A 26,515-nucleotide genomic window follows, 5' to 3' on the forward strand; every position below is an offset into this window, starting at 1 on the left:
CCTGAATTGCTGTGCGTCCGGGCGACGTAGCCGGGCTAGACTGTCCACGGCGTGTACATTGAAGAAGACACCACATGGCCCTCTTGACAACTACTTCTTCTCGCGAAACGCGGAATAGAGATTGACATAGCCATGCTCGATCCGCTCCTTCGCGCGCTTCACCGCTTTCTCGCGAGACATCGGCGTAAAGCCATGACCTTCGACGAGCCGTTGCATGAATGCAGCACGACCAGTGATCGCGATCGTATCTTGAAGCGCCTGCTCGTTCCAGCCCACTTCGAAGACCGCATCGGCATCGGCTTGCGTCATTCCGCCCGGGGTCAGCGTGAGCTTTCTCACGAACGCAAGTAGCGGCTGCAACCGGGGCTCAACCTCGCGTGTGTTTGGATCTGCCAGAAGATGCTCAATCAGGCCATTTTTTATGCCCCATGCGTAGGCCACTTCGGAATGCGCCACATAGACAAACTCGCAACCGGCGACAGCAGCCGCATACGCCAGGATCAACTCGCGTTCGCCTTGGCTCAACGGCGACGGGCCGTTCATCATCGCCTGGCTCATGCTCGACCAGGGGCCGTAAATCTCCGGATACAGTGTGAAGACGCTAGGCGGACCGGCGTCAACGGGGAGAGATTTTAAGAATGGCATGTGCATTACCTTTTCCGGACGAGCCGGTGTTAGCTTTTCGAATCAAAGAGCCAAGCGAAGCGCTCTTCATAAGAGCGCTCAAAAGATGAGATGTCGGCGTCGTATTGAAGCGTGAAACCGACATCGTCGAGGCCTTCGAGCAAGCAGCGTTTCGAAAACGGATCGATCCTGAATTCGTGATGTGTACCGTCGAGCACCATCACGCGTTGCTGCGGCAGATCAATGCAAAGCGTTGCGCCAGGAAAGGCATGCAGATGCTCCCTGAGCGCCACGCACACGGACTGGTCGAGTTGCAGCGGCAGCAATCCACTCTTTAACGAATTGCGGTAGAAAATGTCCCCGAAGTCCGCGGCGATTACGCAGCGGATCCCGTAGTCCACCAACCCCCACGGCGCCTGTTCGCGACTCGACCCGCCTCCGAAATTGCGGTCCGCGACCAGAATTTGGGCATGCCGGTAAGGCGCTTGATTAAGGACGAAAGCAGGGTCTTCCATGCCGTCGGCGTTGAAGCGCAGATCGCGGAATAGAAAGCTCGCAAAACTGTCTTTGCGCGGCCGTCGAAGAAAGCGAGACGGAAGTATTTGGTCCGTATCAACGTTTGGGCGATCGAGCGGCGCAGCAATCGCATCGAGAATTACGAACGGTTGCATTCAAACCTCGAGCGAGCGAATATCTGTAATTCGGCCAGTCAGCGCCGCTGCAGCAGCCATCGCTGGACTGACGAGATGGGTGCGGCTTCCTGGTCCCTGGCGCCCGACGAAATTGCGATTTGACGTCGACACGCAACGCTTGCCTGCGGCCACGACATCTCCGTTCATCGCGACGCACATCGAGCAACCTGATTCCCCCCAGACAAAGCCTGCATCGCGGAAGATTCGATCGAGACCTTCAGCCTCGGCGGCGAGCTTCACTTGATTGGAGCCGGCGACAACGAGTGCGGGTACGACTGCGCGAGCCCCTTTGACGATCTTCGATGCCGTCCGTAGATCTTCAATGCGCGCGTTGGTGCACGACCCGATGAAAACCTGATCGATTCGTATATCCGTAATGGCGGTTCCCGGCGTCAGTCCCATATAGTCGAGTGTGCTCGTCAAATAGGTCCGACGATCCACATCAGCTTCGCGCATCGGGTCCGGTACAAAACCATCGACCGGCAACGCGTCTTCAGGACTGTTTCCCCACGTCACCATAGGCGCCAGCGATGCGGCATCGAGCGAGACTTCCTTGTCGAAGCACGCACCTGGTTCAGAAGGCAGCGTGCGCCAGTAGTCGAGCGCTTTGTCCCACATCGCGCCTTTCGGTGCGAACGGACGTCCGCAGAGATAGGCATACGTCGTGTCGTCGGGGGCGACCATGCCCGCTCGTGCGCCAGCCTCTATAGACATGTTGCAGACGGTAAGCCGTTCTTCAATCGACATCGCGCGCAGCGCTGTTCCAGCGTATTCAATCACATGCCCGGCGGCGCCATTGGCGCCGACCTTGGCGATGATGGCGAGTATGACGTCCTTCGCGCTGACGCCCCGCGGCAACCTGCCATCGACGGTGACGCGCATTGTTCTGGCGCGCCGTTGCCAGATGGTCTGCGTTGCGAGAACATGCAGCACGTCACTCGCGCCCAGACCGAACGCGAGCGCACCGAGCGCGCCATGCGTCGACGTGTGCGAGTCTCCACAAACCAGCAGCATGCCCGGTTGCGTAATGCCCTGCTCAGGCCCGACCACGTGCACGATTCCTTGCCTGCTGTCATCCAGCCCGAAATGCACAATGCCGAAACGGAGACTGTTATCGCGCAAGCCCACGACCGCGCGACGTTGATCCGGGTCCCGAATCGCCTCGATATCGCGACTCGTCGACGATACCCCGTGATCGGGCATGGCAAACATCTGTTCGGGGCGACGTACGATGAGACCGCGATCTTCAAGCGCTTCGAAGGCATGGCCCGAACCATCCTGAACGATATGTCGGCCAACGTGCAACAGCGTCTGGCCGTCATCTCGCTCAAGGATGGCGTGAGCCTTCCAGATCTTTTCGTAAAGGGTTAGGCTCATTGAGCTTCTTTCAACTGGTACGCCGCCCGGTTTCGAAAGAACGGATAGAACAACAGCGTAGACACGACCAGCAAGGCACTGCCGGCATAGAGGCTGACCGTGAAGCCGCCGTAGGCAGTTTTGAGAAGCGCAAGCCCATAAGGACCGACCATACCGGCGCTGCCGTGCATCACCGTGATGATCGCAAGGCAAGTAGCCGCCACCTTGCCGCTGAAGACCCGGCCCGGCAGTGCCCACAACATCGCGTACGCGCTCGTCAGTCCGGTCCAGGTGACGCAGAGGCACAGCAGGGTTAAGACGGTGTTGGTGGGAAAGAGCGTCGTAAGCATCAGCCCTGCCGCTGCCGTCAGCGCGCACAGGATGTAGTGCCAGCAACGTTCGCCCGTCAGGTCCGAATGTCGGGCGATGATCACCGATGCTACGACGCCGCAAAGCGACGGTATCACCGAATAGAGTCCCACCTGCATGACGGTCAGGCCCATCCCTTTGAGCAGCGTGGGCTGCCAGAAGGTCAACCCGAAGAGAGAGATAAGCATCAAAAATCCCACCAGGCCAAGGATCCAGAGACGAGGATCGCGCAGAACAGTCAACAACTCCTGGCGATCGAGCGTGTGATGCGCGACGTTTCCATCGGTGATCAGTTGTTGCACGCGCCGACGCTCGTCGGTCGACAACCACCTGGCTCTATCGGGGCTGTCCGACAGTACAAAGTAGGCGAAGAATGCGAGCGCGATGCACGGCAGTCCTTCCATGATGAAGAGCCACTGCCAGCCCTGAAAGTTGCCAAAACCGTTCAGATATGTCATGAAGACGCCTGCGATCGGACCTGATACGATGCCCGCGCAACTCGGCGCCGTATAAAACATGGCGGAGGGCTGTCCGCGCCGTTGACTCGGATACCAGAGCGTAAGGTAATACAGCACACCGGGTACCAGTCCTGCCTCAAAAACGCCAATCATGAAACGCAGGATGTAAAACTCCGTCGGTGTGGTGACGAGGCTCATCGAAGCACTGCACAGACCCCAAAGGATCATGATTCGTACGAGCGTTTTTCGAAGGCCGATGCGAGCAAGTACGAGGTTGCTGGGAATCTCGAATGCGATTAATCCAAAGAAGATGAGACTAGCGCCAAGCCCGAAGACCGCGTCGCTGAAGCCGAGGTCCTCCTTCATCCGTAGATGCGCATACGCAACGTTCGTGCGATCGAGATAGTTGAAGCAGTAGACCAGCCAGAGAATCGGCATGATGCGGAAAGTGATCTTGCGAAACAGTCGGTTGTCCGAATCCGTCATCTCGCTATGCGCTTCGACAGTGCGGGCGTTGCTGCTCATTTGGCTGACCCCCACGTGAACTCGAAATGTTGACGTTCGATGAATTTCAAAGAGCGCCCGCATGGCAGCGCAAAAGAAGGTGGTGTTATGACTCGGGTGCGCGACACGCTGTCCATCGTCGTCTCCTTGATCGTTATGCCCCTGCTCGACAAGCCACCGGGGAGCAGCGTCGTGGCTGGGCTTTTGAGTAGCACTGAAAAAGCAAGGCCTATACCATGCAGATGTTCAATCCTATACGCCTTCGAAACCAGCGCTTGTGTTCATTAAAGTCATGACCATGTCCTCAGCGACGACACGAGGGAAGCGTCTAAGGCATGCAGTCAGGTGCTGAAAGCGACATCGACAAGTGTGCTCGGCGCGCCAGCCACGGCGATGGCCGGTATCGTTGGTCGCCGAAAGTCGAATAGAGACCCTTGAGGATCTCAAGGACGAGCGACGGGCCTAGACGATCGCCCCATTCGAACGGACCCGCCGGATAACCCAGTCCGAGTCGTACCGCGAGGTCGATGTCGTCGGGTGAGGCAATTCCCTGCTGAGCGATCTCGCAAGCCAGATTGACGATGCAGGCAACGACACGAGGCGCAACGAACCCAGGGGAGTCGGCAATAACAAATGTGGGAATCGAGTGGGCGCCAAATAACGCGCGCGCCCTCGACACCGTTTCTGGCGTCGTTGCAGGACACACCATTAGGGTCACGCCAGCAGCCCCGCCAAATACACCATCGACGCCGATCGCTCTCGCGGGATTGAAACCAAGATTGCTCACCGTTGACGAGAGGTCAGAGCCGATCGGCGCAACAAGAATGACATCTGCTTCGGCCACATAGCGCGCCCGCTTTGCGTCGACTAACAGCGCGCTGATTGACTCCGGTACTTTTGCGAAACCTTCGTCCGGCCACCACACGGTGAAAGCCACATCTAACGATTCAAGCGGGGACGCGGTCCGATCGTTTGGGGCACTCCCGTCATAAGCATAGAACCCCTGACCGGACTTTCGACCCAGTAAACCTGCCTCCATACGTGTACGTGCGAGTGTCGCGGGGCGGTAGCGGTCGTCACCATAGAACTGCGTATGAATCGATTCCATCACTGGCACCGATACATCAAGACCGGTGAGATCGAGGAGTTCCAACGGCCCCATGCGAAATCCGGCGCAGGTTCGGAAAATCTCATCGAGCACCTGGTAATCGGCAGCACATTCGGAAAGCAGCTTGAGACCCTCGGTGACGAATGCCCGCCCCGCGTGATTCACCACGAAGCCCGGCGAATCGGAAACGACGATGGCTTGATGCCCGATCCGTTCCGACAGGCTCAGCAAGGCTTGCACCGTCTCGGCGTCCGTGCGCGGCGCTCGAATGACTTCGACCAGTTTCATACGCGGCACAGGGTTGAAGAAGTGCCAGCCCGCTACGCGACCGGGCTTCGCGCAGGCAGCCGCGATCGCCGTTACGCTCAGCGACGACGTGTTGGTCGCGAGCACGCAATCTAACGCGACGATCGCCTCCAACTCAGTCATGAGCGCCTGCTTCGCGTCTAGTCGCTCGACGATAGCTTCCACGACCAGATCGCAGACGCTAAACGTCTGCAGCGTCGTCACAGCGGTCATTCGCTCGAGTGCGGCAGCGGCGTCGGTCTCTGCGAGCTTCCGTTTGGCGACGGCCTGCGCGAGATCCTCGCCAACAAGCCCGAGGGCTCGTGTAGCCGCACCGTCCGATACGTCGAACAGATACACACGGCATCCCGCCAGCGCGCAAACCTGCGCGATCCCGCGCCCCATCGCGCCCGCGCCCACCACACCAACCACCAACATTTCCTTTGCCAATCCGATCTCCCGAATCGATACGCCAAGCGTGCAAGCATTCAGTGAGTCGAAGAATCTTCACGCTCAATGGGCTCTGAAAATTGCAACATGCATGCCATGCGTATCTCCGCGGACGCAAACGGACGTCGCCCGCTTCAGGCCTATATCAAGACGATGGTTAGTTCTATTTGTGTGTCTATGCGAAAGACAAGTGCGTCGCGTGACAACGCAACCTGGCTTCATCGAAGACACCGCAACACACAGGACGAGGCGATTTAACGCAGCGATATGCAGACCAGCAGCGACTTGGGTCGTTTGGGTTTGGTACATCACAAATGGCACAGGTCTTGCCCTACTCAACGCCAGCCGAACACTTCCGCTTAAAGAGACCATGAACGAATTCGATGATTTGCCCCCGCCCCGTGAAGGCGCGCCGTTGCGGTTGCTCGACGGTACGCGTGTTCTGGACTTGACGACTTCCGTGTCCGGCCCCTACACGACGTTGCTTCTAGCGGATCTGGGCGCGACGGTTGTCAAGATTGAACCCCCGGGCTATGGCGACGATGTACGGGCCTGGGGTCCTCCGTTTCTCGATGGTGAGTCGCTATGGTTTCTCAGCGTCAATCGCAACAAGCAAAGCCTGACTCTCGATTACGGAAAACCTGAAGGGCTGGATGTACTCAAACGCATGGTCTCGCACGCGGACGTCGTGGTCGTCAATAAGACGGCGTCCGTGCAGCGTAAGCTCGGTATCGACTACGAAAGTCTCAAGTCTGTTAATTCCCGCTTGATTCATGCATCGATTTCTGGATTCGGCCTGCAAGGCGAGCGCAGCGAACTGCCGTGCTATGACCTGATTGCCGAAGGCTATAGCGGCGTCATGGATCTCACTGGCGAAATCGAGGGCGATCCGCAGAAGGTGGGAACCCCCGCAGCTGACTTGCTATCGGGCACGGACGCGGCACTTGCCGTGCTTGCCGCATTGATCGATCGCAATCGCACGGGACTCGGGCATTGCATCGACGTTTCGATGATCGAGAGCATGACGCGCTTCATGACGCCGCGCATTGTTCCCTATCTGGGTTCAGGCGAACTGCCGCGGCGTTCGGGTGGACGCGACAGCGTGATCGCGGTCTACCAGGTTTTTCAGGCAGCCGACGCACCTTTGACGATCGGTCTCGGCAACGACGGTATCTGGGCCCGCTTCTGGGCAGCACTTGACGAACCGGAGACTGCGAAGGAACTTTGCTATGCCACGAATAGCGATCGACGCCGCCTGCGCACCGAGATCGTAGCGAAGATCCAGGCGATCATCGAAACCAAAAACCGCGATTTCTGGCTGGCTGCGTTTCGAAAGGCTCGGATTCCAGCAGGACCGATCAACAGGATCGACGAAGTGGCGGCCGATCAGGAACTGCGTCGGCGGGGGTTTTTCTTTGCTGCTCCACTTGGCGAGACACGTATCCCTCAAGTGGGTCTCGGCATACACGTGGACGGCAATGCCCACACGTTTCGCAAGGCGCCACCGCGGCTCGGCGAGGATAGCGAGCAAGTCCTGCGCACGTGGCTTGACATGGACGCCGGAGAATACGACACCCTGAAACAGGCGGGTGTAACCTAAGTTCGCGGGCGCATCTCAAGGGCCATCGCAACGTCAAATGCGGCGATGGCCCGCCTTTGACGTTAAGCCGCCACGTACTTCAGCCACCGACCGCCATCCACAATCAGGTTCTCTCCCGTCACATAGGCGCCGAGGCCGGACGCGAGATAGACAGCGGCGTTCGCGATGTCCTCCTTCTTGCCAAAGCGTCCGAGCGCCGTCTTTTTTTGCTCGAGCTCGCCTCGGCCGCTTTCGATATACATCCGCTGTACGCCCTCCGTATCGCCGATGGGACCGGGCGAAATCGTGTTGACCCTAATGCCGTCGGCACCCCATTCGACCGCCAACGTCCTCGACAGCGAGAGAATGCCGCCCTTGGCCGCAGCCGCATGCGCGGCCTGCGGCCAGCCGGTCACACCAAGCATTGTGATGATGCTGATGATTGAACCGCCGTGCTTTGACTGTTTCAGGTGCTGGTAAGCCGCATGGCAGCCGTGAAACGTCCCGTTGAGGTCGATGTCGATCACCGTCGACCAGCCTCGCGGGGATAGTTCGGCAGTTGGGCAGACGAAGTTTCCGGCCGCGTTGTTCACCAGGATGTCGAGCGAGCCGAAATTTTCAACTGTCGCTTCGACCGCTGCCTTCACTTCGTCGTAGTTGCGCACGTCCGCCTTGCGGGCTATTGCTCGTCCACCCGCCTCGATGATTCCACTCGCCGCCATCTGCACGCGCTCCTCGTTGCGGCCGACGAGCACCACCGAGGCGCCCAGCCGTGTATATGCGGTGGCAATCTCAAGGCCGATTCCGCTACCGCCTCCGGTGATCAGGGCAACGCGTCCCTCGAGCGTGTCATTCGTGAACATTCAGAATCTCCGTTGGTTTCAGTTGTCGTCGGCCGACCGTCATAGCAGCCGCAATCGGAGCGAATCAAGGCAAGGTCCATGCCGGTTTGGATAACGCACGCCAAGCCTTTACGACCAGCCTGGAGCAATTGGCGAAACTACGTGAGTGTTTCTGGCGTGGACGGAGGTGTTCTCGACAAAAGCACCGACTTCGCCGCAAGGCAATACTTGCGGTGGGCTCTCGAAGTGGCATAGCAGTTGCATCGTCGATGCCTTTTCATCGACAACACTGTTAGGAGTATTTGATGACGAATCAACTCGTGAGTACCGTAACCGAAGGGTCCGTCCTCGTGGTCAAGCTATGCAGCCCCGAGAACCGTAACTCGCTCACGACGGAGCTTCGAACGCAACTTGGAAAAGCGGTCGAGCTTGCGGAGAGCGATCGATCGATCCGTTCAGTGTTCCTCACGTCGGATGGCCCGACGTTCTGTTCTGGTGGCGATCTCAAGATGCTGCAAACCGCTTGCGATCCGTGGCCCGTACATCGGCGCTTTCGGAACCTCAGCCGCTGGCTCACACCGCTTATCACGCTCGACAAGCCTGTGGTCGTCGGAGTGCGTGGTGCGGCCGTGGGCGGAGGCCTGGGGCTGGCACTCACGGCCGACGTTCTCATCGCGGGTGAAGGCGCGAAATTCATCCCCGGTTTCTTCAAGCTGGGCGCGCTGCCCGACATAGGCACGATGTATCACTTGCCGCGGCTCATCGGCATGGCACGCGCGAAGAACCTGCTCTTTAGCGGCGCAACGCTCTCAGCGCGGGATGCGTCCGAACTCGGACTGGTCGCGAGAGTTGTACCCGACGATCAGGTAGAAGCGGCTGGTTTCGCGGAAGCGAAACGTCTCGCTGAGGGGCCCGCCGAGGTCATGGGACTGGCCAAGATGTTGATGGCACGCAGCTTCGAGTCCACGCTGCACGATATGTTTGCGTTCGAGGGATTGGGACAGGCGCTCGCCATGTCGAGCGCCGAGTTCCGCGAGGGATTGTCGGCGGCGTTGGAAACCCGAAAGGCGGATTTCGCAGGCGCGGCCGCCAAAGCTTAAAACGCCGTCGCGCGCGATACGCGCACGCGACGACGTCTGCTCTACGCGCCGATACCCATCTGCGCGAGGCGCTTGTAGAGGTAGGAGCGGGAGATTCCAAGACTCGCGGCGACACGTTTCTTGTTGCCGTCGTACTGCGCCATCGCTTTGCGAATCAACTGTTCCTCCACTTGGCCGACCGCACTGCTGACTGACAGCGGCTCCGACCCCAGCCCCTGGTGCACGGTCTGGTACGGAGCAACGCCGCGACGTACGACCGCCGGCGTCGCGGGTTGAAAATCGGCGGATTCGACCAGCCCAAAATCATCCACGCTGATGACGTCGGATTCGCTGAAGATCGCCGCGCGTTCTACCGTGTGCATCAGTTGCCGCACGTTGCCGGGCCACGTATGGCTCTGGAGAAATTCGACGGCTTCGGCTGAAAGCCGTTTGGGCTGATGTCCATGCCGTTCGGCGAAGTGATTGAGCGCAAGCTCGGCAAGCAGTGGGATGTCATCGAGGCGTTCGCGCAACGCGGGCAGACGGATCACCACAGCGCCGATCCGATAGAAGAGGTCGAGGCGGAACGTGCCCTCATCGATCATTGCTTCAAAATTGCGGTTGCTCGCGCTGATGAGCCTGAAATTGGAATGGCGTGGCTCGTTGCCTCCTACGCGCTGGAACGAGCCATCCTGCAGAACCCGCAACAGTTTCACCTGTACCTCTGCGGGCATGTCGCCGACTTCGTCGAAGAAAAGGCTGCCCTGATCGGCCTGCTCGATCTGACCGCGCCTGCCCTTGCGTTCCGCACCGGTGAATGATCCGGCCTCGTAACCGAAAAGTTCGCTCTCGACAAGCGTGCTGGGAAGCGCTGCCGCATTCACCATGACGAGGTTAGCGTCGCGGCGTCCGCTTAGCTTGTGGATGGCATGAGCTGCAAGCTCCTTGCCGGTACCGCTTTCGCCTGTAAGAAGCACTGGGACATCGAGCGGCGCAATCTTGATGATCTGCTGCTTGAGACGTTGCATCGCGGCACTCTCGCCAACGATCTGATCCAGTCCGTAACTGCGCGTCTTGAGATCCTTTAGCTCGCGGCGATAGTACGCAACTTCAGATTTAAGTTTGGCAAGCTCCGTTGAAAACGCCTGCAGCTGCTCAGGGCCCTTGAACATGACCTGACCAATTGCGCCGACGGAGTCGCCCCGGCCGTTCATGATCGGATGCCGAGTCACGACGCGGGTCACGCCGCGCATTTCCTGTAGCGAGCCGATTTCGGCCTTGCCGGTCGCCGCCACCTGATGCAGATGGGTGTTCTCGATTACCTCGGTGACCGGGCGCCCGATGCCGCTTCCAGGCTTCATGCCGAAAAATCGCTCATGGACGGGACTCATGTAGCGCAGCACGCCTTCGCGATCGACGACGGTCAATGCCTCATACGGATTCGTGAGGAAGTGCGAAAGAATGTCGCTTGCGAAATCGACCGAGCCGACGAACTCGAAAAGCGCGTCACGACCCTCCCTCACCATCGCAACTAGGATGGTTGCGTCGGTCCCCGGAAGAACAACGACAACGACCTGGGAAGCATCCGGGCCCTCGATGGAAAACATTCGCTGCTGCCGACGTCTTGCGATATGCCAACCGGCAACAATGCGCGTCGCCATGTCGCGTTGCTCGGCGATACCGCTTGCGATCAGTTCCTTGCCGTCGGCCGCCAGAATCAGCACGCCACGCAAGGACGTCGCAATGGGGCGTTGCCTGACCAGTTCTTTTGTCTCCATGTTCTCCGTCCTGTGTCTCCGTTGCGAGCATCGGTGTTGTTAGAGCCTGCGTCTGTACTCGCCGTGGACACAAGCCTATCACCATGAGCCCCGCGATTACCTGTCTTTTGCTGATAAGTCTCATAGACGCGCTTCATCAATACAAGTGCTTTTACACGCGGCATCCTTTGTCTTAGTAGGGTAACGGTCAATACGCTTACCTGAAATGCCGGCACAAACGAGGGTAAGCACGTATGCCTGCATGTGGGACGGAAAAATGGCATACGTCTTGCAGAAAGTGAGAGCATGCGTTCCGAAGGATCCCAATCCAATTGCGCATCGCATTCCAACAGAGAGGAGCAGATCCATGCAGTTTGAGGAAATCATCTATCAAGAAGACGGACCCATCGGCGTTATCACGCTTAATCGTCCTGACGACGGGAACATGTTCACGGCGAAAATGTGCCACGAGATCCGCGACTGTATCAACGAGATCCGGCGCGAGACTCGCACGCGTGTGATCGTGCTCACCGGAGCTGGTGACAAATTTTTTTGTACCGGCGGCCGCAAGGACGGCATGGAGGACTCGCTGCTGTATGCCGGTGTCCTGCCCACGCTCGAGATGTACGAGAGCATCGACCGATTGCAGAAGCCCGTAATCGCGTCCGTCAACGGCTTTGCGGTGGGCGGCGGCAATGTCCTCCAGATGGTGTGCGACATCACCATCGCCAAGGAAAGCGCGGTATTCAGGCAAGTTGGGCCGATGGTCGGCAGCTTCGACGCTGGATACGGCACCTGGTATCTCGAAGATCTCGTCGGTAAGAAGCGCGCCAAGGAAATGTGGTATCGCAATCCGAAGCTTTCCGCACGCGAGGCGATGGAATGGGGACTCATCAATCACGTCGTTCCCGACGCCGAACTCAGGGAAGCGACCCGCAAGTTTGCACTCGAGATCGCTGAGCGCGGCGCCTTCGCGCTCGCCTCGATCAAGGCCGCCTTCAATGCGAGGCATGGCGGGGTGGGTGGTCTGTCGCGCATGGCGCACGACCTCCTCTTGCGCGGCTACCTCGAAACCGACGAGCATGCCGAACTGGCTTCCGCCTTCGCCGAGCGTCGCAGCCCCGATGCTTCGCGCTTCGGACAATGAACCGCGAGACCTCCCGGAGCTTCGACCATGTCTCACCTTCTGACTCTGCATGATCCGGCAGCGGCACGCCATCACTACCTGACGAGCGTGTGGCAAAGCGACACCATGTATGCGCTCGCACGGCGCCATGCAGAGGAACGCAGCAGCGCCTTCGCTGTACGCGACGGTACGCGGAGGATTTCCTGGAGTGCCCTCGTCGCGTGGGCAGATGCAGTAGCCGCCGATCTGCACGACAGCGGCCTGCGCAGCGGCGACCGCGTATCGATCTGGCTGCCGAACCGGATCGAGACCGTGGTCGTCATGCTGGCCTGTTCGCGCAACGGTTACGTATGCAATCCCTCGCTGCATCAGAACTACACCGTGGCTGAGATCGTGGCGATGCTCAGCCGGATCGATTGTCGCGCACTCTTCGCGCAACCCGGATGGGGCGCCGATGCGGATACGGCGAACATCTTCGCTCGCGCGGCCGATCTGAGTCACATGAAGCGTGTCTACGCATTGCCGCCTCAAAGCGCCGAAGACGCTCAACTGCCCGCTGGCATCCATCCGATGCCCTATCTGGGCCAGAAGTCGCGCATCCCGCTTCCGCCACCGAGCACCAATCCGGACCAAGTGGTCTACCTGGCTTTCACGAGCGGCACGACCGGCACGCCAAAGGGCGTTATGCACAGCGATAATACGCTGCTCGCCAACGGTCGCGCGCTGGCCGCCGACTGGGGTCAGGATCACAACACAGTGCTTCTGACGCTGAGTCCGATGAGTCACCACATTGCCACGGTCGGACTCGAACAGGCGCTGGTCGCAGGCTGCGAACTCGTTATGTACGATCCCGCCGCCAAGGTCGCGCCGCTCGACTGGATCGAGAGCACAGGCGCGACCTACGTGATGGGTGTGCCCACTCACGCAATCGATCTGCTGCAGGAGGTCGACCGCCGCGGTGTCACCCGACTCGGTGCCGTGAAGGCCTTCTATATGGCGGGCAGCCTGATTCCGACCGAGACGGCGCGCAAACTCCTCTCGCTTGGAGCCAAGCCGCAGAACGTCTATGGCATGACAGAGAACGGCTCGCATCAGTACACGAGGCCAACATCCACGGTAGAAGTCATTACCGCAACGTGCGGGAGATCGTGCTCTGGCTACCAAATCCGACTGTGGCAACCCGACCAACCAGACCTCGAAGCCGCGCCAGGCGAGGTGGGCGAGATTGGAGGACGCGGCGGAGTGCTGATGCTCGGCTACTTCGACAATCAGACAGCCACCGAATCGTCGTTCAACAGTAGCGGCTGGTTCATGAGCGGCGACCTCGGACGGTTCGACAGCACGGGCAATCTGGAAATTGTCGGGCGCAAGAAGGACCTGATCATTCGCGGCGGACACAACATACATCCCGGTCACATCGAGGAGTATGCACATCGTCATCCCGCCATCAAGAAAGCCGCGGCTTTCAGCGTGGCCGATGACCGGCTCGGAGAAAAGGTTTGCCTCGCGGTTATCTGCGAAGGAAGCCCGCCAGATCCCGACGACGTGCTGCAGCATCTCGCGCAGCAAGGACTTTCGAAGTTCGACATGCCTGAGTACTTTCTGGTGCTTTCTGCATTCCCGCTGACGGCAAGCGGGAAAATTCTGAAGCGGGAACTTGCCCTTTGGGTCCAGGACGGACGGGTGGAACCGCAACCGGTCCGGTATCGGGCGAGCGCGCTCAACCATGAGTGATCCATCGACTGGAGTGGACCGAATGAATCGAAAATGCATCGTCGTAACAGGTGCGAGCAAGGGAATCGGCGGCGCTGTAGCGCTCGCGCTTGCGGAACAAGGGTATCGGGTCGTCTGCCTCTCGCGGTCAGGCTCACTACCGGAAATTGCGGGTGCCGATGCGAAGGCCACCCGGGCTTTGATCGCCTGCAAGGCTGACGTAACGCAGCCCGGAGCATTGGCGACGGCGTTCCGCAAACTCGCCGACGAGGGCTGGCAGATCACCGGGCTCGTCAATAACGCGGGCCTCCATATCGACGCACCGTCCACCGAACTCGCGTTGGAACAGTGGCACCAGATAATGGACATGAATGCGACCTCAGTCATGCTCGCCTGTCAGGCGGTTTATCCCCATCTCATCGACGCGGACGGTGGACTCATTGTCAACATCGGCTCATTCTTCGACAAGCTTGGCGTAAAGCGCAATCTCGCCTACTGTGCAAGCAAGGCCGCCGTCGGAGCGATCACGCGCTGCCTCGCGGTCGAATGGGGCGGCAAGCGCATCCGTGTAATGAACGTCGCGCCCGGCTACATCCAGACGGATCTCAATGCGGATTCGATTGCTGCCGGCCCGCTCAAAGCCTACCTAGAGAAACGCATCCCGCGGGGGAAACCGGGCACCGCCAACGAAGTGGGCGCGTTGGTTGCCTCGCTCTTCGCGCCCGCTTGTGGCTTCCTCACGGGCGAGACGATTTACGTCGACGGCGGACAGGGCGTGGCGCACTAACCAAGACCTTTGCACTGAACATCGCCCTCGATTCAGTCGAGGGCGACGGCAAAGTCCTTATCGATTGCCTGTCTGCTCAAACGCCGCGACGAGCTTGACATAGCCCTGCTTGACCCGCCTCTCGGCGTTCTGGGCCGCAACCTCACGGCCCATCGATACCAGCCCAAAGCCCGCGACAACCCGATGCATGAAGGCGGCCCGTCCTGCGATGGCAATCGCGCTGTGCAAGGCATCTTCGCCCCAACCCGCCGCGAATACAGCGTCGACGTCGGCTTGAGTCACATCCGCGGGATGCGCTGCCAGTTTTTGAACCAGAGCCAGAACAGGCCGCAGACGGTCGTCAACATTGGCTTGCTGAGGATCACGCAGCAGCACTTCCACAGTCCCTCGTTCGACGCCGCGCGCATAAGCCACTTCGGAATGTGCGATGCAGACGAATTCGCAGCCGGTCGCGCCAGCCGCATAAGAAAACAAAAGTTCGCGTTCGGCCTGACTGAACTGCGAGTCACCGTTCATCAACGCTTCGCTCATATCGGACCAAGGCCGATAGATCGCGGGATATTTTTCGTACACAGCAAGTGGCGTCGCGTTGTCGGCGAGATAGGAAACGAAAGGCATGATAGTTCTCCTTCAAAAGCACGATACGCGGCAATGCAGGCCGCGTCTTCGTTAATCGAATCAAGATGAGGTCTTTACCTAGGGCAAGATGTTCGGGATGTCATCGGCCTGCCCCTTCGAACAGTCGTGTGAGTTCCCCGATATCGCGCACTTCCTCGAGACGCATGATGAGGTTTAGGGACTCAATCGCGATTTCTCGACCAAACTCCCTTGAAACGAGATCGAGATATTTTTGCTCGATGTCGTCGCGCGTCACTGGATTGCCCGGTGAGCCAGGCGCGTATGCGCTATCGGTCAAAGTTCGACCATCTCGCAAGCGGAGGGTAACGCGTCCGAGCGGATTTTCGAATGTGCACTCCGAATCGTGCTCCATCCGCACGCGGTCGGCCATCGCGTGAATCGCGGCGTCCTCGAATTCGACCGCTTCAAGGTCCAGATAGCTGCCGACATCGTTTTTGCCCTTGACGATTCGCATCGCCATCCCGTATTGCGCGCTGAACTGGGCGCCGAGCACGTCGCTCGGACGAGGTCCCACCGCGCCAGTGTGAACATAGGCCAGCGGATCGCAACCGAGCAGTACCTCTTCAATGTCGTTAGCAACGACCTTATGGCGCGCCCTGATCTTGTCGAGCGCCGCAAAGTGCGGTTGCATCAATGCACACGAGGCGAACAGCTTGATCGCAATACGTTCGGGGAAGTGCCAATGCGAACCCAGCCTCTCCGTGAGATAGCTAGGTTCAAAGTCATTGCAGAACGCCTGAAGAAATCCGCGCTTGCCTTCGAGAATCGTCGGCGGACCGCTCAGACCTAGACGCGCCAGCCTGGCTGCGCGAATGCCACCTGCAACGCTGATACCCGCATGGACGCGCTTGACCTCACCGCCGCTTTGAGCGAACTCGGTTGTCCCGGATGCGTGACTGCCTGCGATCGCCAGTGCGTTGACGGCCGTCTCGACGTCATCGCCTTCGAGCATCGCGCTTTCCAGCGCAACGGCGAACACACCAAGGGCGCCCGTATGGTGAAAGCCGCGCTCGAGCAACAGTGAAGGCATGCTCGCCAAAGCGAGACGAATGACCGTTTCGAATCCGATCGCGGCAGCCCGAAGCACATTGGCGCCGCTAGCTTTCACGGCTTCACCGATCGCCAGTGCTGCCGGTACGACGGTGCACCCCGGATGCGAGTTGGCGCCCTTGCCGCCGTAGTCGTCGATTTCGAAGCTGCTGCCGGCTGTCCCGTTCGCGAAGCCAGCATATTCGGCGTCGACTCGGTGAGCTGTACCCAGAATGGACGACACGCCGGGCAGGCCGAAGCGCATCACATAGTCCTGAGAAATGCGGCAGGTCGGGAGATTACGGCAACTGACTTGCGCACCGACCTGATCGAGCAGATGAAGTTTGCTACGTTCCAGCATCGCCGGGTCGATATCGCTTAGTCTCGTGGAAATGGCCCATTCGGCGAGATGTCGCGCGGCAGGCTGGATCGTTGAAGGTTGCATGGCTTTCCTGTCTTTGCTCATGGGTTCGCACCACGATTACGAATTGAATGCGTCTGCGTTTAATAAACGACGATGATTCATGTTTTGTAGGCGTGACGAATCCCGATGAAAATTGATGTCCGCTTCAAGATTCAAATTGGCTTCGAACGAACCAAAACGTTCAACGCTCCTGAGGCGAGTCAATTTCGACGTCAGACAAAAGAATGGTCGACCCGAAGTTCAATGTCGGTCATTTCTTCGTACAGACGAATGGCGTCGATCGTCGAAATGGGATCTCCAAATCGAATTGACGCCCTGATGGCGAGCGTGCGTACCGCGTTCAGGACAAGACATGAGGTGCCGTACTCGGCTGACAGCGAAGCCGCGTTCTGCAGGTCCGCGACCCTCAAGTGGAACGCGCGCGCGCCCTCCTTGTCGTCGTTGGTAAGTGCAGGCAAAAGTTCTTTCGACGCCGCACTGTGGCCGGAACTGCCGTTGATGACGTTGCAGACGTCGACCAGAGGGAGACCGTGACTCACGCCCGCAAGCAATCCTTCGGTGCTGGCGAAAAGGCCGACTGCAAACAAAGCTGCTTCGAGTATTCTTGCGACCTGTGCGCTGCCCGTACTGCCGCAATAGGCAACATCCGGAGCAAGCGAAGTAAGGATCGATTTGACACATTCGAATGCATCGGGAGACCCAGACACGAGTAAATTTCCACTTGTACCGGACGCTTCGATATCCTTGTCGACCGCGGCTAAGTCAAGCACAGCGACACCGCTAAGACCAAGCTCCGCTTCAATCGTGCGAGCGGTTCGCCAATCGTGCTGAGCGAGGTCAATGACGATTGACCCAGCACTCAGTCCGCTTGCGAGTCCTTGCGCCCCGAACAGCACTTCGCGCTTGGCTTGTACATCCGGTTCGTATAACACGATCACATCGCATGCACGTGCGAGCTCGGTCAAATCCGCTACGACGGCTGCGCCGTCTGTTGCGAGCCGCTCTGCGAGTCCGGACCGATCGGCGTGGACGTGCAATCGGCATGAGCGCATTAGAGCGCGCGCATGGATCACGCTTTTCTCGGTTAGCCCGACAAAACCGACTTGCGCTTCGTTCCACCCGGTGACCGCCTCCCTCTCTTGCGCGGGCTCCTGCTCGAAACGTGCACCGCTCAATCTCGCGACAATCTCGATCATGTCGTCGAGTTTCGCCCTGGGACCCAGGAGATTGACGCCGATCTGCAAAAGGCTGCGGGTGGCATCGACGATCGGCATCGGCGTGCCGTGAGCGAGGCCTAGCGACACCGCGAGGTTCAGATCCTTGAGCATGAGCGCCAAGGCGAAGTTGGTGGCTGCACGCCCCGCAAGAATGGCGGGCAGCATCTTCTCGGTAGTGAGATTGCGCGCCTTGCCGCGATTGAAAAGCTCGGTGAGGCTTGCGAGGTCGAGACCGGCCTTTGCGGCAAGGGCAGCAAGTTCGAGTGTACCTAGACAGCAAGCCGCGTAGACCGCGTTGTTCACCGTCTTCATCGTTTGGCCGTCTCCTACGTTTCGGCCGCATCGGTGGATGCTCTCGGTAATCGTGCGCAGGACGGGCATCGCGCGCTCGAAAGTATCGTCGGGCCCCGACGCCATCAGTGTGGCACCACCGGCCGCGACGAGCGCGGGACTGCCCGAAACCGCTGCGTCCATTAGCGAGACGTCCTGCTCGGCTAGTCGTTGCGCGATCTCGCGCGTGACCGAAGCATCGCCGCTCGTCTGATCGATCACCAGTGTGCCCGGCCGAAGCGCAAGAGCGATGCCGCGAGCGCCGAACAAGAGGTCGCGAACGTCGTCGCTGCGGGGCAAACAAAGTAGAAGGACATCCGCCTCATGCGCGAGTTCCGAAGACGAGGCGACGCGCGCGCCACGAGCGCTCATCCGTTCGCACGCTTCCTCGCTCAGGTCCCACACGACGAGGTCGTGTGCCGGAATGAAACGACCCGCAAGTTCGCTGCCGAGCGCGCCGAGTCCGATATAGCCAATTCTCATCTGATCAAGCCTTCCTCTACAGAATCACATTACCTTCCGCAACGCCCGCTTTGAGCAAGCTCAGCCGCTAGGTGCATCCAGATAACCGAACATCGCCTTGACCTCGAGGTACTCTTCCAGGCCGAAGGTGCCCATTTCACGGCCATTTCCCGATCGCTTGTAGCCGCCCATCGGCGCGTCGGGCCGAGGCGGCGCGCCGTTGCAGAACACGCGCCCCGCGCGCAGCCTGCGGCCGACGGTCAGCGCGGTCTCCCGATCTGAGGAAAACACGTAGGCACCGAGGCCATAGGATGTAGCGTTGGCGATCTCGATCGCTTGTTCGAGACTCGAATACGTCATGACCGACAGCACCGGCCCAAAGATCTCCTCACGTGCGACGACCATGTCCGGAGTGACATCGGCGAACACGGTCGGCTGGACGAAGTAGCCGCGATCCAGCCCCGCCGGACGCCCAAGGCCACCGCAGGCGAGCCGCGCACCCTCGTCCATAGCGGATTGAATGAATTGCTGGATACGCTCGTACTGCGACCGATTCACGACCGGCCCCATAGTGGTAGCTGGATCGTTCGGATCGCCGGCTTTCACCTTGCCGGCCTCCTCGCGCATTACCGCCAGCAATTGCTCTTGTTGCTCTTCGTGAACCAGCACGCGAGTCGGAGCGTGGCAGGATTGGCCGCAATTCGAAAAGCCTCGCGCCACATTCCAACGCGCGGCCGCGTCGAGATCGGCGTAGGGGAGGATGATGTTGGCCGACTTGCCGCCGAGTTCCTGGCACACCCGCTTGACTGTCGGCGCCGCGGCTTCGGCGACCAGTACGCCGGCGCGCGTCGATCCGGTAAACGAAACGACGTCGATGTCGGGGTGTGCGCTAATCGCGTGGCCAACGGTCGGACCATCGCCGTTGACGAGATTGAAAACACCCTTGGGCACGCCTGCGGTGTCCAGTACCTCCGCTAAGACAAGCGCGCTTAGCGTTGAGTACTCGCTCGGCTTAAGAACGATCGTGCAGCCAGCGGCCAGCGACGACCCCAGCTTGTTCGCGACCAGTTGCACGGGCCAGTTCCACGGCGTGATAAGCCCGCACACACCAATGGCTTCGCGACGGATGATGGTGTCTCCGAGGCGCGTCTCGAATGGAAAGTCTTTGAGCGTCGCCAGGGCCTGCTGAAACCCTTCGAGTCCGGCTCCGACATGCGCCCGCATCGAAATCGGGGCGCCCATCTCCTGGGTCACTGCCGCCATGATGTCGTCCTCACGCGCCCGGAACGACTCGACGATACGTTCGAGCAGGCGGATGCGGTCTGCGACCGATGTTTGGCTAAATGCTGGAAACGCACGGCGCGCCGCGCTGACCGCACGATCGACGTCTTCCACACCGCCCAAAGCGATGTTGACCCCGGCCATTTCAGTAGCCGGATCGGTCAGTTGAAAACGCGTCGCTTTAAGTGGCTCGACCCAAGCACCGTCGATATAAAACTCGTCCAGATGGTTCATTTGTCAGGTACCCCGTGTTTCGGATTCAGCGCCCGAAAGATCGGGCCGAAGGCGTTGGTTTTGCCGGCGCTCGCTGGAGGTGAACTGCAACGAGTGATGCGGTACGCTCTTCACGACAGCGATCAGGCTGATCGCGGCGATCAGCATCGTGTAACCGGCGAACAACCAGACGGAGCCGCCTTGCATCGCGATCAGAACCGTCGCGATGATGGGCAGCGGTCCCGCGAAAATAGCGCCCGATGTTTGATAAGCAGCCGACAGACCGGTGTAGCGGACGGCGGTCGGGAACATGTCGGCGAGAAAAGCGGGAACGACTGCGAGCGCAGCGGAATGTCCGATCCCGAGGATCATCACGTATCCCAGGGCTAGCCACTCGATCGAGCGGGTCTGGGCTGCCATGAAGAAGGGAATGGCTGCAAAAGCCAGAAAGATCAACCCGCCAGCCAATACCTTGCGTCGGCCGACCCGGTCCGCGAGCGTGCCGAAAAACGGCAGCGTGATCAGTTCGGCGAAGGCACCAAGACAGACGACACCGAGCATCTCGGTCTGGGTGAAACCGAGCGTCTTCGTACCGTAGGAGACCATGAAGACGACACACACGTAGAAGAACGTATTCGGCGCTGCCGGTCCCAGGACGGCGGCCAGTAACTGCCCGGGATGGTGACGAATGACCGACATCAGCGGCGACGCCTCGACGCGGCCCTCGCGCTGCGTCTTCTGGAATTCCGGCGACTCTTCCATCTTGGCGCGGATATAGACGCCCAGCAGCAACATGACGGAGCTAAGGAGGAAGGGAACTCGCCAACCCCATGCGAACAGCGCATCTGGATTAAGCTGGCTCATCGTGAAGAAAGTGAAATTGCCGAGCAACAGGCCCATCAGGGTACCCATCTGCGACAAGGTTCCGAAAAGGACGCGCTGCGACTTCTTTGCATGTTCGACCAGCGTGATCACTGCGCCGCCATACTCGCCACCAGCCGACAGCCCTTGCAGAATGCGCAGGAGCACGAGCAAGATGGCGCCGGTCGCACCCGCGGTCTCGTAGGTCGGAAGCAGACCGATCAGCGTACTGGACACGCCCATCAGAATGAAGCTCCAGTAGAGCGTAGTCTTCCGGCCGATGCGGTCGCCGATGTGACCGGCGATAATGCCGCCGATCGGACGCGCGATCCAGCCCGTGGCAAATGCCATGAAGGCAAGCAAGCTGCCAGTGCGAGGATCGAATGCGGGAAAGAACAGTTTGTTCAAAAACAACGCCGAAGCGATGCCGAAGATGAAGAAGTCGTACCATTCGACCGTTGCACCGATGAGCGTTGAAGCAACGACGATGCGCCGCCGGCGCGCATCCGAATCGGATGAAAGAGTGGTCATGCCTGTCTCCGTCGCGCATACGATCGGTGCTCGTCGGGAGTTCCGGCAGCTATCCGTCGCAATGCTTTTTTTCAGAAAGCTTGCTGAGATCGGTTCTTTTTAGCGTGGGCGGAGGCAAATTCTCTTGCTCCGGCCTGCAGCGGCCTTGGCTCGTAGGTTCCCGATCGTTGAGACGAGTGTAGAGGCGTCCGCGCCGCCCTCGGTAGGCCAGAAGGAATGACCTGCCCCTCACTTTTTGTGAATACCCTTCGTTGGGTGAGGCCGTCAGCGGCTCACGCGGTCCAGCCGAGACAACGCCATTGGATAGTCAAACGGTATTGGGTGGCAGAAAGGAAGCAATGCGCTTGATCTGCGGCGCTCCACGCGGCCTCGTGGGCATTCAGGCACGGGGGCCCGCGGCGGTCCTTGAATGGAGCTCTGCGCCAGGCCAACGGCCCTCATGGACCAGGCTCTCGACCGTATCGCACAGCACGGCGTGCGCCGCCCACGCAGCCGGCGAAAGCTCCTCCCGCGGAAGACTGACCAACGTGCTGACACGTGGCATCTGAAGGTCGGATATCTCGCGACAGATGACCGAGTCAGCGGGCACGCGTAGCGTGGCCGCACCCGGAAGGATGGTCGCGCCGACCCCCGCCAGCACCGAATTCATCAGCACCTGTAGGCCGTCCACTTCGAGGAAAATGCGCGGTTCGCATTCGGCTTGCGCAAATGCGGCATCGACTGCGTCGCGCAGACCTTGGGAGCCAAGCACTAGGGGAATGTGAGCGATCTGCTCGACCCTGAGCGGGCCGGCGTGCAGGTCCTGCATGTATGGCGTGGATGCGGCGCCGATCAAGTAAAGCCGTTCCCGAACGAGTGGCCTTGCATTACCACGCAGTCCCCCGACCGATTGCGCGATCACGGCGAGGTCCAGTTGCCTCCCGTTGATGAGCATCGCGAGACTGGTCGACAGACTGTCCACAAGCCGCAATCGGACGTCAGGATAACGCTCGCGCATCGCTTCGAAAAAAGGCATCGCGAGTACCGCAGAAGTCGTGGAAGCGAAGCCTACTGCCACCTTCCCCGACAGGCGGGCCTCCTGGGCAGCTCTTACTGCCTCTTCCGCATGACGCAGTGTCAGTTGCGCGTGCTGATAAAACGCCATACCGGCTTGCGTAACACAGACGCCCGTCGTCGAACGTTGCAACAATCGCGTATTGAGTTCTGTCTCGAGCCGGCTCATCTGCTGACTGAGCGCGGAGGTGACGATTTCGAGATCCTTAGCGGCGCGGTTGATACTCCCGAGCTCCACGAGGCGAACGAAGTAGCGAAGTTGCCGGAGTTCCACTGTCGGTGCCTCCTACGCACACGGCGCCGGTGACCGAAGCATCACAAATCTGCGTCTGCGGGTAAACCCAAACATGGATGATCTAGTCGCCGGGAAGATGCAGCGATGATAGACCGGCACGCGCAAGAGCGCGATCGGGACAGAAAAAAGTTCTCGCGGCCAGAACTTCATGGCCATCCCGATCGGGCAAGTTAACAGGTTAGAAGCCGGAAAGAAACGCGCGCGGCCTTCATTCCTCTACGGCGGTTGACCTCGAAAGCTCTTCCCATCGATCCAGCTCTGCGCTCACCGAGCGGATATCTTCGCGGATAAACTCGAGACTGTCCGCGCCGAGCGGCAGGCGCAACGGCGGCGCATCCGCATCGACGAGACGACACAATGCCGGACCGAATTTTGCCGGATCGCTTTGTTGTTTACCGTGACGCTGTTCGACGTAATCCTCGATCATCCGATTGGTCTCCGCATAATCAGCCACCTCGCTTTTCGCGGATACGAGCGATGGGCCCGCGAAATCGCTACGGAAGCCTCCGGGTTCGATAATCGTCACGTGGATGCCTAGATGCTTTACCTCCATCGCGAGCGCCTCCGAGTAGCCTTCGACTGCGAACTTCGAAGCGCTATAAAAGGCAAAGCCGGGCGACGCGCCGTATCCAGCCTTCGAAGAAAGGTTGATAATGTGGCCCGATCGCTGCCGCCGCATAACCGGCAACACGGCACGCGTCATCTCGGCCAGTCCGAAGAAGTTAATCTCGAACATGTTGCGGTATTTGTCGGCGGGTGTCGCCTCCGCGACGGCCAGCAAGCCGTATCCCGCGTTATTGACGAGTACATCGATGCCACCGAAGACTTCGTCGGCTTTTGCGACCACCTCGTCGAATCGGCCATGATCCCTTGCGTCTAGATGGAACGCGCGCAACGTTTCCGGGTACTCCGTCGACAAACTATGGTTGCCGTCCGCGGCCAACACTGTCACGATCACGCGATCACCTTGCTCCAGGGCCGCCTTGGCAGTGAAATAGCCGAGGCCCTTGTCCGCGCCCGTGATTAGCCAGGTTCGAGGTTTTTTCGTTGTCATTGCAGAATCTCCATGTAGTTTTGGAACACTGATCGGAATGCAGTTCGCGTCATCAAAGGCCCGTTCGCCCCGAGTCCGTCGGCCGCCGCCGGTAAAGCATCGTGGCTTCCATTTCCTGAACCACGGTGCCGTCGTGGCGAACGAATCGCCGTTCCATCTTGACGGTGCCGCGATCCGGCTTGCTCGATTCCTTGCGTTCGATCACTTTCACTTCCGCATGCAACGTGTCACCGTGCTTGACCGGCACGAGCATGCGCCAACGGTCGATCTGCAGAAGTGCCAAAAGCGTTCCGTCGTTGATACCGCTTGCGTATTGCAAGCCGCCCATGATTCCGTAGATCAAGGGCCCATGAGCGACCGGTTCACCGAAGGAAGTCGTCTTGCAGTACTCCCAGTTCGTGTGCACTTCATTGAAGTCGCCGGTCAGGCAGGCAAAATTGACGATGTCCGTCGATGTGATCGTGCGGGCCGGTGTCTGAAATACCTTGCCGACCTCGAAGTCTTCCCAATAAAGCCCTCGTCTGGTTGACGACATGGCGTGTCTCCTTGAATGAATGGGTCCTACTGCACCGCTTAAGGCAGCCTGCGCGCGAGATCACGGGTCGTAGGCAAAGCGCGGCTTTGAGGCGCCGAGGGCGGGCGCGTCGAGAATTGGTGCTTCCGTGCGCAAGGCGCCCGCGAGTGGCACCGGTAACGCCGCGATTAACTCGCCACCCGGCATGCGCACCTTGCGGTCGAGCAGCCCTCGTTCAATAAAATGCCGGTTCTCCAACGCTTCTTCGAGGCCGATGACGCGAACCGTACAGGCATCGACATTTTTAAAGCGATCGGCCCATGCCTTGGCTGTCTCACTCGCGATCAGCGCGGACACCCGTTCTTTGACTGAGGTATCAAGCCCGCTGCGCGTTGCGAGTTCCGGCGCGCCGATCACTCGCGTGAAGTTGCGCCAGAAAGTCTCCTCCAACGGAGCCGCCGCCAGATAGCCGCCATCCGAAGTACGATAAATCTGATAGCGCGCATTGCCGCCCGTTACGAACTCTGCAGCCGGTTTCGGCCATTCGCCGGTGTTCGTGCCCTTTCCTATCGCCCAGTACATCAGCGTGAACAGACCGTCCGCCATCGAGATGTCGAGCCGGCTTCCGACACCTGTCTGCTCACGCTGCCTGAGGGCTAACAAAATGTTCATCATCGCGGGATAGGCACCACCTGCGATGTCCCCGATCAGGGCCGGCGGCAAAACCGGTGCACCATCGATACCGGCTGACAGTGCCAGCATCCCTGTCTGGGCAAGACAATTGAGATCATGCGCGGCCATCGCCGCTTTCGGCCCGCTTTGTCCGAAGGCAGTGATCGAGCAGTAAATGAGCCGAGGATTGCGTGCGCGCACGGCGTCGAAGCCAAGGCCTAGCCGCGCCATTACGCCTGGCCGAAATTGCTCGACCAGGACATCCGCTTCATCGATCAGCGTCATTGCCGCTTCGCGCCCTGTCTGGCTCTTGAGGTCGAGCACCGTCGAGCGCTTGCCGCGATTCAGCATGCCGAAGTTCACCGCGTCCGGGCCAGCCTTAGGCACATAACTACGCATTTCGTCGCCGCCAGAAGGCTTCTCGACCTTGATCACGTTGGCGCCTGCTTCCGCCATCAAAAGCGTGCAGAGCGGACCCGGCAACAACGTGCTGAAATCGACAACTTTGACGCCTTCCAGCGGCAACATCATTTCGACGAATCTCGCGTTCGGCGATACGCGACCTGCGCACGACGCGCGGGCGCGTAGGCTGTGTCGCCAAGCGCTTCGTAGAGAGATTGCGTGACTTCGTAGTGGTGCTGGAGGCCAGTTCGCTCCAGGAGCGCGATCGGCCCCTCGGGATAGCCGAGTCCGAGCCGCAACGTCATGTCCATGTCGGTTGCGCTTGCCAGCTTTTCGTCGAGCCGGCGCAAGGCGGCGTTGTAGTACGGCCGCACGAGCCGGTCGACGATACGACCCGGAAAGTCGCCGCATACAGCCACTACGAACCCCGCGGCCTCGAACGCTGCCTTTGCCGCACCGAGCGCAGTAGGGTCAGCCACTGCGGGCTTGACCAGTTCAATCAGGTTGCTAGGCTTGGCGTCGCCGAGTCTGAAACGCGCGAATCCAAACACGTTCGACGCGGCGCCTCCTTCGAGGTCCGCCAGCGCGCAATCGCCAGTATGGTCGCCCAGGCACTCGTTTCCGAGCTCGATCGCGACGAATGGGGCATCTTCCAGTCGCCAACCGCCACGACGCTCTTCAACGAACGCACGTCCGGCATCGGTGCCGATATAGACTCGCGCTGCCGCGTCGCCGCTGGCCGCCTCAACGAATGCGTGGCCCTCGGAGAATGAACGGCTGTCGCCTGTCGAAATAATCCGATAAGTCAT

Annotated in this window: 22 protein-coding genes; 5 read left to right on the forward strand and 17 right to left on the reverse strand. The window is 59.7% G+C overall.

Features of this window, described 5'->3' with window-relative positions:
* Positions 1–90: 90 nt before the first annotated feature.
* The 5 genes from NCT03_RS30355 to NCT03_RS30375 form a co-directional block, all read right to left on the reverse strand.
* Positions 91–651, reverse strand: a complete 561-nt coding sequence (locus NCT03_RS30355) for a carboxymuconolactone decarboxylase family protein (protein WP_250495114.1) — start codon at positions 649–651, stop codon at positions 91–93.
* 23 nt (positions 652–674) lie between these two features.
* Positions 675–1,295: a 3-isopropylmalate dehydratase small subunit gene (leuD, locus tag NCT03_RS30360; RefSeq protein ID WP_250495115.1), complete on the reverse strand. Its 621-nt coding sequence runs from the start codon at positions 1,293–1,295 to the stop codon at positions 675–677.
* Positions 1,296–2,693, reverse strand: a complete 1,398-nt coding sequence (leuC, locus tag NCT03_RS30365) for a 3-isopropylmalate dehydratase large subunit (protein WP_250495177.1) — start codon at positions 2,691–2,693, stop codon at positions 1,296–1,298.
* Positions 2,690–4,024 carry an MFS transporter gene (locus NCT03_RS30370; RefSeq protein ID WP_250495117.1) on the reverse strand — a complete coding sequence of 445 codons (1,335 nt, stop codon included), beginning with the start codon at positions 4,022–4,024 and terminating at the stop codon, positions 2,690–2,692. The genes leuC and NCT03_RS30370 overlap by 4 nt, the downstream gene beginning before the upstream one ends.
* 307 nt (positions 4,025–4,331) lie before the next feature.
* Positions 4,332–5,846, reverse strand: coding sequence for a 3-hydroxyacyl-CoA dehydrogenase (locus tag NCT03_RS30375; protein WP_350030189.1), 1,515 nt, complete (start codon positions 5,844–5,846; stop codon positions 4,332–4,334).
* A gap of 370 nt (positions 5,847–6,216) precedes the next feature.
* Between NCT03_RS30375 and NCT03_RS30380 the strand changes: the two genes are divergently transcribed.
* Positions 6,217–7,446, forward strand: a complete 1,230-nt coding sequence (locus NCT03_RS30380) for a CaiB/BaiF CoA transferase family protein (protein WP_250495119.1) — start codon at positions 6,217–6,219, stop codon at positions 7,444–7,446.
* Positions 7,447–7,508: 62 nt separating this feature from the next.
* Here the strand turns inward: NCT03_RS30380 and NCT03_RS30385 are convergent, their stop codons facing one another.
* Entirely contained in the window at positions 7,509–8,288 is a 780-nt protein-coding gene (locus NCT03_RS30385) for an SDR family oxidoreductase (protein WP_250495121.1), read from the reverse strand.
* Positions 8,289–8,572: 284 nt separating this feature from the next.
* On the opposite strand from NCT03_RS30385, the gene NCT03_RS30390 reads away from it, so the two are divergent.
* Positions 8,573–9,367 (forward strand): enoyl-CoA hydratase/isomerase family protein, encoded by a 795-nt coding sequence (locus tag NCT03_RS30390; RefSeq protein ID WP_250495123.1) that lies wholly within the window; start codon positions 8,573–8,575, stop codon positions 9,365–9,367.
* A gap of 41 nt (positions 9,368–9,408) precedes the next feature.
* On the opposite strand, the gene NCT03_RS30395 is transcribed toward NCT03_RS30390, so the two are convergent.
* Positions 9,409–11,124: a sigma-54 interaction domain-containing protein gene (locus tag NCT03_RS30395; protein WP_250495125.1), complete on the reverse strand. Its 1,716-nt coding sequence runs from the start codon at positions 11,122–11,124 to the stop codon at positions 9,409–9,411.
* A gap of 346 nt (positions 11,125–11,470) precedes the next feature.
* On the opposite strand from NCT03_RS30395, the gene NCT03_RS30400 reads away from it, so the two are divergent.
* From NCT03_RS30400 to NCT03_RS30410, 3 genes are read left to right on the forward strand one after another with little or no spacing between them, the layout of a single operon-like run.
* Complete coding sequence (locus tag NCT03_RS30400; RefSeq protein WP_250495126.1) at positions 11,471–12,250, forward strand: enoyl-CoA hydratase-related protein; 780 nt, start codon at positions 11,471–11,473, stop codon at positions 12,248–12,250.
* 27 nt (positions 12,251–12,277) lie between these two features.
* The gene (locus NCT03_RS30405) at positions 12,278–13,963 is read left to right on the forward strand and encodes a class I adenylate-forming enzyme family protein (RefSeq protein WP_250495128.1); all 1,686 of its coding nucleotides are present in this window, start codon (positions 12,278–12,280) and stop codon (positions 13,961–13,963) included.
* Between the two features lie 22 nt (positions 13,964–13,985).
* Complete coding sequence (locus NCT03_RS30410; RefSeq protein ID WP_250495130.1) at positions 13,986–14,729, forward strand: SDR family NAD(P)-dependent oxidoreductase; 744 nt, start codon at positions 13,986–13,988, stop codon at positions 14,727–14,729.
* 57 nt (positions 14,730–14,786) lie between these two features.
* Here the strand turns inward: NCT03_RS30410 and NCT03_RS30415 are convergent, their stop codons facing one another.
* The 10 genes from NCT03_RS30415 to NCT03_RS30460 all read right to left on the reverse strand — a co-directional run bounded on the left by NCT03_RS30415 (position 14,787) and on the right by NCT03_RS30460 (position 26,515).
* Positions 14,787–15,347: a carboxymuconolactone decarboxylase family protein gene (locus tag NCT03_RS30415; protein ID WP_250495132.1), complete on the reverse strand. Its 561-nt coding sequence runs from the start codon at positions 15,345–15,347 to the stop codon at positions 14,787–14,789.
* Positions 15,348–15,447: 100 nt separating this feature from the next.
* Positions 15,448–16,863 (reverse strand): MmgE/PrpD family protein, encoded by a 1,416-nt coding sequence (locus NCT03_RS30420; protein WP_250495134.1) that lies wholly within the window; start codon positions 16,861–16,863, stop codon positions 15,448–15,450.
* A 170-nt stretch (positions 16,864–17,033) separates the two neighbouring features.
* A complete protein-coding gene (locus tag NCT03_RS30425) occupies positions 17,034–18,851 on the reverse strand; it encodes an NAD(P)-binding domain-containing protein (RefSeq protein WP_250495135.1) in 1,818 nt (605 codons plus the stop codon).
* Between the two features lie 60 nt (positions 18,852–18,911).
* Complete coding sequence (locus tag NCT03_RS30430) at positions 18,912–20,345, reverse strand: aldehyde dehydrogenase family protein (protein WP_250495136.1); 1,434 nt, start codon at positions 20,343–20,345, stop codon at positions 18,912–18,914.
* Positions 20,346–20,348: 3 nt separating this feature from the next.
* The gene (locus NCT03_RS30435; protein WP_250495137.1) at positions 20,349–21,716 is read right to left on the reverse strand and encodes an MFS transporter; all 1,368 of its coding nucleotides are present in this window, start codon (positions 21,714–21,716) and stop codon (positions 20,349–20,351) included.
* Positions 21,717–22,095: 379 nt separating this feature from the next.
* Positions 22,096–23,043: a LysR substrate-binding domain-containing protein gene (locus tag NCT03_RS30440; protein WP_250495139.1), complete on the reverse strand. Its 948-nt coding sequence runs from the start codon at positions 23,041–23,043 to the stop codon at positions 22,096–22,098.
* A gap of 229 nt (positions 23,044–23,272) precedes the next feature.
* Positions 23,273–24,118, reverse strand: a complete 846-nt coding sequence (locus tag NCT03_RS30445; protein ID WP_250495141.1) for an oxidoreductase — start codon at positions 24,116–24,118, stop codon at positions 23,273–23,275.
* A 52-nt stretch (positions 24,119–24,170) separates the two neighbouring features.
* Entirely contained in the window at positions 24,171–24,653 is a 483-nt protein-coding gene (locus NCT03_RS30450; RefSeq protein WP_250495142.1) for a MaoC/PaaZ C-terminal domain-containing protein, read from the reverse strand.
* A 60-nt stretch (positions 24,654–24,713) separates the two neighbouring features.
* A complete protein-coding gene (locus tag NCT03_RS30455) occupies positions 24,714–25,835 on the reverse strand; it encodes a CaiB/BaiF CoA transferase family protein (protein ID WP_250495143.1) in 1,122 nt (373 codons plus the stop codon).
* Positions 25,832–26,515 carry a 3-hydroxyacyl-CoA dehydrogenase family protein gene (locus NCT03_RS30460; RefSeq protein WP_250495144.1) on the reverse strand — a complete coding sequence of 228 codons (684 nt, stop codon included), beginning with the start codon at positions 26,513–26,515 and terminating at the stop codon, positions 25,832–25,834. The genes NCT03_RS30455 and NCT03_RS30460 overlap by 4 nt, the downstream gene beginning before the upstream one ends.

It is taken from the genome of Caballeronia sp. GAWG1-1 (assembly GCF_023631465.1).
Classification (GTDB): Bacteria; Pseudomonadota; Gammaproteobacteria; order Burkholderiales; family Burkholderiaceae; genus Caballeronia.